Annotated in this window: 7 protein-coding genes; 2 read left to right on the top strand and 5 right to left on the bottom strand. The window is 67.6% G+C overall.

Annotation, left to right across the window (positions count from 1 at the left end):
• Positions 1-343 precede the first annotated feature (343 nt).
• A complete protein-coding gene (locus I6U14_RS18235; protein ID WP_367115618.1) occupies positions 344-682 on the top strand; it encodes a DUF1778 domain-containing protein in 339 nt (112 codons plus the stop codon).
• Between the two features lie 199 nt (positions 683-881).
• Here I6U14_RS18235 and I6U14_RS03130 read toward each other — a convergent pair whose 3' ends face one another.
• The 5 genes from I6U14_RS03130 to I6U14_RS03110 form a co-directional block, all read right to left on the bottom strand.
• Positions 882-2,033, bottom strand: a complete 1,152-nt coding sequence (locus tag I6U14_RS03130) for a patatin-like phospholipase family protein (protein ID WP_296896821.1) — start codon at positions 2,031-2,033, stop codon at positions 882-884.
• Positions 2,034-2,163: 130 nt separating this feature from the next.
• Complete coding sequence (locus tag I6U14_RS03125; RefSeq protein WP_296896819.1) at positions 2,164-5,214, bottom strand: efflux RND transporter permease subunit; 3,051 nt, start codon at positions 5,212-5,214, stop codon at positions 2,164-2,166.
• Positions 5,215-5,229: 15 nt separating this feature from the next.
• Positions 5,230-6,291 (bottom strand): efflux RND transporter periplasmic adaptor subunit, encoded by a 1,062-nt coding sequence (locus I6U14_RS03120; RefSeq protein WP_296896817.1) that lies wholly within the window; start codon positions 6,289-6,291, stop codon positions 5,230-5,232.
• A 194-nt stretch (positions 6,292-6,485) separates the two neighbouring features.
• Complete coding sequence (locus tag I6U14_RS03115; RefSeq protein ID WP_296896816.1) at positions 6,486-7,112, bottom strand: hypothetical protein; 627 nt, start codon at positions 7,110-7,112, stop codon at positions 6,486-6,488.
• A 174-nt stretch (positions 7,113-7,286) separates the two neighbouring features.
• Positions 7,287-8,762 (bottom strand): YeeE/YedE thiosulfate transporter family protein, encoded by a 1,476-nt coding sequence (locus I6U14_RS03110; RefSeq protein ID WP_296896815.1) that lies wholly within the window; start codon positions 8,760-8,762, stop codon positions 7,287-7,289.
• Positions 8,763-9,430: 668 nt separating this feature from the next.
• Here I6U14_RS03110 and I6U14_RS03105 point away from each other — a divergent pair.
• The coding region (locus tag I6U14_RS03105) for a hypothetical protein (protein ID WP_296896814.1) at positions 9,431-9,788 on the top strand (358 nt) is incomplete at its 3' end.

Below are 9,788 nucleotides of genomic sequence, written 5' to 3'. Positions count from 1 at the left end.
CAAGTCAGCTGGTGTGCAAGGTGACGGAAATCGCCTAAGACGCAGTCGATCTTGGGGTCGATTGGTGGCGCACATGGTCAGCAGACCCTGTTGCCGGGGTCTGCGGCGGCCCCAGGGTGACCCTCGCAAACGGTAACCATCGCTCGCTGTGCGATGGTAGATGCCGGCTCCTCACCGCGAGGTCCGTCGGACTCCTGCCGGCGGTGACCGTCTTCAGGCCTTCGCCGACCATGGTCCTGGCCAGCACGGCGGCGGTCGCGCGCGTACCGGCCCCTATCCGATTGTCCGTACAATCGCATTAAAACTTGCACTCGCCGCTTGACCGTCAGAGACGCCTCTACGAGTGCAAATTCGCCCGGGTCAGAACGATGGCCGGCTCGGAAACACTGAAGTCTCCTCCCCTAAGTCTCCTCCCCTTAACACCCGTATCAAGGGGCCACAACGCGCACTCATCGAGCGGGCTGCCCGGCAGGCCGACAAGTCCATTTCGGACTTCGTGCGCGATGCTGCCATCCAAGAGGCCCAGAACACGCTGCTGGACAAGACCCGCTTCGAGCTTGCGCCCGCCGCGTGGGCACAGTTCATCGCCTTGGTTGTCGGCTCGGTTGCCCGCGCCGAAGCGCAGGGGCGGTGCGACGCAACATGCCGGACTCGGTGCCGGTCATGCTGCTTGCGCGCTTAGCCGTCGACCGCCGTCGGCAGGGCAGCGGTCTTGGCGCCGCGCTGCTGCGCGAGGCAGCACTGCGGACCCTGCAAGCCGCGGACCTGGCTGGCATCCGCGCCAGGCTTTTTCACGCGATCTCGCCAGTATTCCGGTCGCCCGGAGTGGTGGGAAAAGGAACGACGACAACCTCGGTGTCCTGCTCTCGGACAATTGTCGGTCAGTCGAGCTGGTTGAGCCTCATCCAGGCCTGGTTTGCGAGCGCACGCTGGCGGCCCAGTCGGAACAAGTCGTTCATATAGTCCTTGTCGAAGGGCTCGTCGGCGACGGCGTAGAAGCTCTGGGGGATGTAGGCGAGCCGGTAGTCGAGGCCCTGCTCGCGGGCGACGATGTAGAGCTCGGCGAGGTTGCCGATGCTCTGGGTGCCGATCAGGGTGTCGATGCTGCGGCTCATGATGGGCACGAGCCGGCGCTTCACGGTCTGCCAGCGCGGGCGCAGCTTGGCGTTGCGGATGACATAGAGCCGCGGCTCGCCCTGAGCGTCGAGTCGCTCGGCGATGCGCTGCCAGTCCGCACCCGCCGGGGAGAAGAACAGCTGTGCGGTGACGCCGCCGTCCACATGCAGCTCCTCAAAGCGTTGCCCGTCGGCCTCCACTTCGATCAGCACCGACGGGAAGACGCCCGGGATGGACGCGGAGGCCAGGATCACGTCGTGGATCAGCGCCGGTGCGTTCGGCGCGTCGCTGGCGGCCAGGCGGGTGATGTCCCAGACCACCGGCCGGCCTGCGTCCAGGTTGGTGGTGCCCACCAGCAGGCTGCGGCCCTTGCGGCCCTCGGCGGCGATCTTGGCGAGCACGTCGTCGTTCAGATACGCGGCGATCTTCTGGCGCAGCGGGCGGGTGCTGCTGACCGCGTCGCCGCGGATGATCTCCAGCGGGCCCCGGGGCTCCATCAGGTCGTCCGTGGAGAATTGCGTGTAGACCTCGCGCAGCACCGGGTCGTACTCGGGGCCGAGGAAGGCGAAGGGGGCAATGAGCGCGCCGGTGCTGATGCCGGTGACGATCTGAAACTCGGGCCGGGTGCCCGTCTCGGTCCAGCCGGTCAGCAGGCCGGCGCCGTAGGCGCCGTCGCCGCCGCCGCCGGAGATCACCAGGTAGCTGTGCGGGCGGCCCATGACGCCGCCGTAGCGCTCGCGCAGCGTCGCCTCGGGCTGGGCGAGCCAGGCGTCCAGCTGCGCCGGGCGCTCGTCGCCCCAGTAGCGGCCGCCGGCGATGCCGGGGAGGCTCGCGTCGGCCGCCAGCGCCGCCGGCAGCGGCTCCAGGCGCTCCGGCGCAGCGGCGCAGCCGGTGAGCAGTACGAGAACGACCACCATGGGCCAGACCGCGGCGGCCCGCCGCCGGGGCGGCAAGTTAGGCTTGGCCGGCGGTGGGACGGGGTGCGTGTCGCGGCGCACGGCAGAGCGGGAAGCTTGGTCAGCAGCGGGCAGGAAGTCAGTCGGGCGGTCAGGCAGTCGCATGGTCTCGTATCCGGAATAACACGGCATAGAGCAGGGGCACGACGATGAGCGTGAGCAGCGTCGCGAAGGCGAGGCCGAACATGATGGTCACCGCCATGCTCTTGAAGAAGGGGTCGAACAGCAGCGGCGCGACGCCGAGGATAGTGGTGAGCGCCCCCAGCACCACCGGCCGCGCGCGGCTGGCGGCGGCGTCCAGCACCGGCGCCAAGCCGGGCTTGCCGGCCCTGCGCTCGGCGTCGGCCTGGTCCACGAGTACGATGGCGTTCTTGACCAGCATGCCGATCAGGCTCAGGAAACCCAGGATGGCCATGAACTCGAAGGGCACCTGGAACAGGAGCAGCCCAATGGCCACGCCGACGACGGCGAGCGGCACCGTGAGCCAGATCACCAGCGGCTGGCGCACCGCGTTGAACATCACCACTACCGCGAGCACCATCGCCGCGAAGCCGTAGGGCGCGGAGATCGCGAGCCCTTCATTGGCCTCGCGGGAGGCCTTGTACTCGCCGTGCCATTCCAGCGCATAGCCGGGCGGCAGCGCGATGGCCTCGATCCGCGGCTTGAGCCGCTCCAGCACCGGTCCGGACAGCGCACCCGGCTGCGGGTCGGCCTGGGCCTTGATGGTCGGGAAGCGGTCCTCGCGGCGGATGATGGCGTCCACCCATTGCAGCTCGGTGCCCGTTACCAACTGGCCCACCGGCACATAGCGCCCGGCGGTGGGGCTGTAGACCTGGACGTTGTCCAGCGCCGCCGCGGTGTCCCGCTCCGCCTGGGGCGCCCGGGCGATGATGGGCACCAGGGTGTCGCCCTCGCGGTAGTCGCCGACGCGCTCGCCGCTGAAGGCGCGGTTCAGCGCGGCGCTGACCTGGGTGACATCGACACCGGCGCGCTGGGCGGCCACCGGGTCCACGTCTGGGCGCAGTACGGGCACCTTCTCGCGCCAGTCGTCCTGCACCGCGACGGCGCCCGGGTCCGCGGCCATGATGGCCTTGGCCTCGTCGGCGAGCCGGCGCAGCACCGCCGGGTCCGGCCCGCGGAAGGCGGCCTCGATCTTCTTGCCGCCGCCGCGCCCGAGCATGAACTTCCAGACCTTGATGGCGGCGTCCGGGTGCGCGGCGGTCAGTTGCTCCTGAAGCTCCGCCACCAGCGGGTCGATGCGCCGGAAATCGTCCACGTCCACCAGGAGCTGCCCGTAGGCGCTGTTCGGCTCCTCCGGTGAGTAAGTCAGCATGAAGCGCAGGCCGCCTTGGCCCACGAAGCTCGTGGCATGGGTGACGCCGGGCTTGGCGCGGACGGTCTCCTCGATGTCGGCCAGCTCCGCCGCCGTGACGGCGATGTCCGTGCCCTGGGGCAGGTAGATGTCGACGACGAACTGCGGACGCGCCGACTCGGGCATAAAGCCGGGCGTGACAAAGCCGAAGCCGATTACTCCCGCCGCCAACAGTGCCAGCAGCGCGAGCCCGGTGCCGAGCCGATGGGTCAGCAGCGTGCGCAGCACGGCCCGGTAGCGGTCCAGCACCGGCTGGCGGGCGCCGTCGGCGTCCGCCGCCGGCTTGATCTTGAGGAAGACGACGCAGAGCAGCGGCGTGATGGTCACCGCCAGCAGCCAGCTCAGCAGCATGGAGTACAGGATCACCCAGAACAGCGAGCCCGCGTACTCGCCCATGTCCGTCGGCGAGAGCCCAATGGCGCTGAAGGCCAGGATGCCGACGGCCGTGCCGCCGAGCAGCGGCCACTGCGTCGCCTGGACCACGTCGACGGCAGCCCGGCGCCGGTCCTCGCCCCGCTGCAGGCGCACCAGGATGCCATCGGTGACCACGATGGCGTTGTCCACCAGCATACCGAGCGCAATGATGAGTGCGCCCAGGGAGATGCGCTGCATGGCAATGCCGTCCAGGTTCATCGCGATGAGCGTGCCCGCCACCGTGAGCACCAGCACGATGCCCACCACCAGGGCGCTCCGCAGCCCCATGAAGAGCACCAGCACGCCGACCACGATGACCACCGCGGCGATCAGGTTCCAGACGAAGCCGTCCACCGCCGCCCGCACCGAGTCTGACTGGTAGGAGACGACGTTGAGCGCCATGCCCACCGGCCGCTGGGACTCCAATATCGCGAGCCGCCCGCGCACCGCATCGCCCATCTCCACCACATTGCCGCCGGCGACGTTGGACACGCCAAGCCCGATGGCCGGCCGACCGTCGTAGCGCACCAGCACCCGCGGCGGCTCGACGAGGCCCCGGCTGATCTCGGCCACGTCCTTCAGGAAGATCACCTGCTCGCCGCCCCCGGCGCCGAGCACGATGTTGCCGATGGCGGCCACCGAATCCACCTGCCCCTGCGGGGCGATGCGGATGCGCTGCGGGCCGGCGGTCAGGTCGCCGGCCGCGGAGATCAGGTTTTGCCGGCGCAGGGCCTCGTCGATCTGCTCCCGGGTGATGCCGAGCTGCGCGGCCCTGGACGCGGCGATCTCGACATAGATGGCGTCCTGGGGTGCGCCCAGGGTCGCGACCCGCGCCACGCCCGGCACCAGCACCAGCTCGCGCTCCAGCACCTCCACGTAGTCGCGGACCTGCTCCAGCGAGTAGCCGTCGCCGGTGACGGCGAAGAAGAGCGCGTAGACATCGCCGAAGTCGTCGTTGACCACCGGCGGGCCGGCGCCGGGCGGCAGCTCGCGCTGGGCGTCGGCGACCTTGCGCCGGAGCTTGTCCCAGACCTGCTCGAGCTGGTCGCGGCTGCGCGCGAAGGGCAGGTCGATTTCGACCTTGACCCGCGACAGGCCCATGCCCGAGACGGAGGTGATCTCCTTCACCTCTTGGAGCTGCTGCACGGCGCCTTCGATGACGTCGGTGACCTCTTCGGCCACCTGTGTGGGCAGCGCCCCGGGGTAGGGCGTGGAGATCACCGCCTCGCGGATGACGAACTCCGGGTCCTCGAAACGGCCGAGCTGCTGGTAGCTGATCCAGCCGCCCACCAGCAGCAGGATGCAGCCGAGCCAGGCGATGGTGCGTTTGTCGAGCGTCGCGGAGGCGAGGTTCATGGCGGCCGCACCAGATCAACGCTCGGCTGAGAGCGGGTGTACGCGCATGCCCTCGCGCAGGCTGTGCACGCCGGCGGTGACGATGCGCTCCCCCGGCGCGAGCCCGCTCAGCACGGCCACGTCCGCCCCCTGGAGGGCGCCGGTCTCGATGTCGCGGCGGCTGACCTGGCCGTTCTCCGGGTCCACCACCCAGACCGTCGGCGTGCCGTCCGCGTCGGCGGCGACGGCGGCGATGGGGATCAGCACAGGGGCGGCGCCGTCGGCAGCGTCCTCGCCGCCGGTCAGGGAGGCGGCGGTATCCGGCAGCACCTCCACGCCCATGCCCGGCAGCACCCGCAGGCCCGGCGGTGGGGTCAGGCCCAGCACCACCTCGTAGGTCTGGGTCTGCGGGTCCGCCTCGGTGGCGAAGGACTTGAGGGTCACCGGCAGGCGCTGCTCCGGCAGGTCGTCGAACACCGCGAAGCCGGCGGCGCGCCGCGGCTCGCCGCGCACCACCCGCTCCGGCACATGGATGACGATCTCCAGGGCATCCGGATTCTGCAGGCTCACCACCGGCTCCTTGGCCTGCACGTTCTGGAAATTGTCGGCGAGCTGCCTGGCAACGATGCCGGCGAAGGGCGCTGTGAGCCGGGTGTCGGCTAAATCCTTCTGCGCCGCCGCGAAGCGCGAGCGCGCCACCTCCATGGCGGTGCGCTTGCGGTCCACCTCGGCCCGCGCCACCGCCTGGCTCCGCTCCCAGAGCCGGCGCACCCGCTCGTACTCGGCGGTGGCGGCATCCAGCTCGGCCTGCGCCACGTCCAGCGCGGTCTGATAAGAGGCCGGGTCCAGCCGCGCCAGCAGCGACCCGGCCTTGACCGCTTCGCCCTCGGCCACCGGCAGTTCGACAATCTGCCCCGGCACGTTGAAGGCCAGCTCCACGCGCTGCACCGCCCGCACCCGGCCCGGGAAGCGCAGGTCGCTGCCCAGCTCCGCCGCGCTCACAACCTGCATCTGAGCAGGGCGGGAGACCTCGGTGGGCTCGGTTGGGGGCGGCGTCGGCGCCTCGCAGCCGGCAAACGCCAAAGCCAGCAGGGACATGGCGGTGACCGTGCGGTGCCAGCCAGCGCTGCGAGGAGGGCTACAGACCCGCTTGGAGGAGTGGACGGTTACGGTTTGCTGGGGCATGCTGAGTCGGGCGGGGTCAAAGCGTCGAATTATGGGCGTCTGGGCCCCGCGTCGCTCACCAGCGTCGCCCAAAATGGGCAGCGCCGATTACGCCGACGCCGAATCGGTCACCAGTTCCAGGGCATCATGCGTCCGGCGCGCCCCATGGTCGAATCCACGCCGGCGGCCATGATCGCCATCTGGCCGCGCATCCCCTGGACTTCGGTGGCGAGCACCGGCAGCGCGTCCATCTTCCGGTCCATTTCCGCCAGACGGGCGTTCATGGCGTGGATGTCGTCTGCCATCGCTGCAACGACACGGTAAAGCGGCGGCATGACCTCGACGGAGCGGCTCATGCTGGACAGCACCAGGGCCACAGTCGCGCCGCTGTCGAAGTCGGGCGACACTTGCACGTACTCTCGCACCAGGGCCGCCTGCGTTTCGAATTCCTCGAGCCGCGCGCGCTCGGCAGGCTCCAGATTCGCAAGCAGGTGATTGCGCCGCGCCAGAGCGGCTTCGGGATCGGTCTGCGCGACCCTCGGCGGCGCGATCCGCGCCACAAAGTCCGTTGTCGCGCTTTGGGCAAGGTATATGCCGCCGCCGAGCATCACCAGAACGGCGACGACAAGCCCGACGCGAAGCCTTCGCTCGGCGCGACGGGCGGCCTCATAGCGCGCCTCGAAGTGCCGCAGGGCTGCGGTAAGCTCGGTAATGGCCGTCGCCGTCTGGGCCTGTTGATCGGTTGGATTGGGCATCTGGAGCCTCCGGGGCGAACTCCTTCGGGAAGAGAGCGTCACTGCGATAACGGTGCGGCGAAACGGGCAAGTCCGCAACGCGAGCTGTCTTACACTCTCCGCCGACCGTCGCCGCCACTGTGCAGCCCGTCAGCCTCCAAAGCATTGCTGCGCCAGCCATCGCGTCTGCGCGCCTCAGACGGACATGTCACGTTGTTTCACATGCTCGGCGTAAGAGCGTTCGTCCTCGGGGAAGTTTCGCTTGAAGAAGTCGATCGCGAGCTCGTCATTCGGGGTCGTCGCCAGGGCTTTGAATGAGGTTCCCGTCAGACGCATGCCTCTCCTGACACTCCAGACGACAAGACCGACGAGCAGCGCGCCATAGACCAGTGCCGCGAACAATTGCGTGGCGGGATCCTGGCCAAAGAGCTCGGGGACGGACTTGACATCGGTAATCACGGTCGCGCTGGCCAGATCCTCCCACCACTCCGCAAACAGCGTATAGGGGAGATAGCCCAACAGGAAGCCAGGGAATGCGGCCACCGCAGTCGCGTACCCCAGCCCGAGGCGCATGTAGGTCCGGATCTCACAGCCGATCATCGCCACCGAGCCGAACCCCTGCATCAATGCACCCAAGACCATGACCCAAGTGGCGGTGTTCTGAAAGGGCAGCTCCCTGCTGAATATCTGCCATCCAATCATGATAGCTACCCAGAGAATGATAAACTCGATGAAGATGGCGGTGAACGGCGACATCGAACCGAACATGTAACGCGTTGCCCCCGAGATCCGCCACTGACCCTCGAACAGGCTGCAGCCGCGTTTCCGGTCGTGCTTCAGCCCCATGGAAATCTCAGGCGTCATCATGGCGCACTCGGTACCAAAGCCGGTCTTTGCCATGCCGATCCCGGCAACAATCCCGACCAAGATGAGCCAAATGGCCGCACCCCAGCCGAAGTTGACGATCGCGTGCTGCCATCCCACTTGACCCTCAAGCGGGTCGTGCAGGAAGGAGCCAACGATGGCGTTGGCAAAGAATAGGATCGCAAACACCACGATCCCGATCTGGAGCCAATTCCTGCCCGGCTTGTAGCCTTTACTCATGTCCCAGGCGATGCCATCCAGCCACATCTTGCCGCCGTGCTCGTAGCCGTACCGGGCGGTCTCGCGGTTCTCTTGCCCTTTGAACGCGTTGCCGACGCCGAGCTTGGTCATCCAGTAGAAGGTCAGGAAGCCGGCGGGCAGGATCGACACCACAAAGATCAGGGATGCAACCGACATCGACGAGATACCGCCAAGGAAGTGGTGGGTGGTGCAGCCATCGGCCAATCGCGTCCCCAGGCTGAACACAAGGCCACCCCAGAAGGCCAGCCAGAGATTGGCTCGGGGATACCGCCGCCAGCTGCGCGACTCCCGCTCCATTCGGGTCACCAGCCAGGCGCCGAGGACGATGCCGATGATGCCCCAATGAACATCGGGCTGATAGGCGCGCGACCACCAATCCAGCCCCGGTGCAAGCGTCTGCTCCAAGGCGGACGTCATCTGCACCAGGCCGGTCGTGAGGTGGATTGGCTTGCCGAAGGCAACGTAATGCATCACCTCGGCGATACCAACGAAGACACCACTGACCCAGAAAGGCCATTGCTTGCGAAGGCTGAGCTGGAACTTCATACGACCCTCTTTTTCAGGAGCGTTGCAGGAGCGTTGCAGGAGCGTTGCAGGGGCATTGCAGAAAGAAGGACGCCTCGAGCTGCCGACCCAGCCCTGCACGCAGATCAGCGCGAGCTTGGCGTCGCCACAGGTACCATGGTGGCTCTTTGGTAGTGATTTGGAACCTTAGCCATAATCACCACCGCATAGACTCAGGTCAAACGACTCGGCACCCAAAATGGGCGCGATCGCTTTCTTGAGGACCCATGGACCGATCCGGCCGCAGAGGCCTGGCTGCGCGCCGACGCCGGGCTCTGAACTGGCATTCCGGCACCCAATTTGGGCGCCCGGCCTGTGCGTTTTGCGCTCGACGCGGATAGCCTTGCGGATCGACTTGAGGTGCTCCCGGGGAGCGTCAATCGATTAGCGCTTCCCTGCGGCTAGAACGCCCGATACGGGCAGCTCGAATAAATCGAGTTGCCTGTGCGCGACAGGATGCCCTGCCATGTCTTAAGCGCCTAGGCGTTCGAGAGACGGAGCGAAGCGAAAACCGCGTTTTCACTTCACGTCTCGAAATAGGCCATTGCAGGCATGTTGCGAGGCCCCGATCAGTCGCTAGTCTCCCGGGCGCGAGCGCCCGGCCGACAGTTGAACGAGCCCAGGTACCGACATCAGCCACACGCAGACGAATGAACCCCATCAACACGCGCTGCGTTTTCGGCCTTGCGCTTGTCTTGTTGCTGCTCGGCGTCTGGAGCGGCTCGGCTTGGCCCGCTATGCCTACGGAGGTACAGACGGCCTTTCCCCCGGCCTTGAACAGCTACCAGGACGCCGAGCTCGACGGGATCTCAGCGCGACTGCTCCACCGGATCAAGCAAGCGCCGTTCAATCTGGTCGCCACGCTCATCTTTCTGTGCGCCGTCATCCACACGTTTATGGCGAGCCGGTTTACGGTAATGAGTCAGGACCGGCACCAGGCTCACCGGGAGAGAATCCGCCTGGGTGAGGCGCGCGAGGGAAGCGGCGATCTGTTGGCCGGCGTCTACC

Source organism: Thiohalocapsa sp. (genome assembly GCF_019695415.1).
Taxonomy (GTDB): Bacteria; Pseudomonadota; Gammaproteobacteria; order Chromatiales; family Chromatiaceae; genus Thiohalocapsa.
The sequence above is the reverse complement of the archived record's forward strand: the minus strand, read 5'-3'. Positions and strand labels throughout refer to the sequence as shown.

Coding starts and splice junctions, on each gene's coding strand:
- I6U14_RS03130 (WP_296896821.1), bottom strand. CDS start 2,033: ATGGTGGTCGTTCTCGTACTGCTCACCGGCTGCGCCGCTGCGCCGGAG.
- I6U14_RS03110 (WP_296896815.1), bottom strand. CDS start 8,762: ATGAAGTTCCAGCTCAGCCTTCGCAAGCAATGGCCTTTCTGGGTCAGT.
- I6U14_RS03115 (WP_296896816.1), bottom strand. CDS start 7,112: ATGCCCAATCCAACCGATCAACAGGCCCAGACGGCGACGGCCATTACC.
- I6U14_RS03120 (WP_296896817.1), bottom strand. CDS start 6,291: ATGTCCCTGCTGGCTTTGGCGTTTGCCGGCTGCGAGGCGCCGACGCCG.
- I6U14_RS03125 (WP_296896819.1), bottom strand. CDS start 5,214: ATGAACCTCGCCTCCGCGACGCTCGACAAACGCACCATCGCCTGGCTC.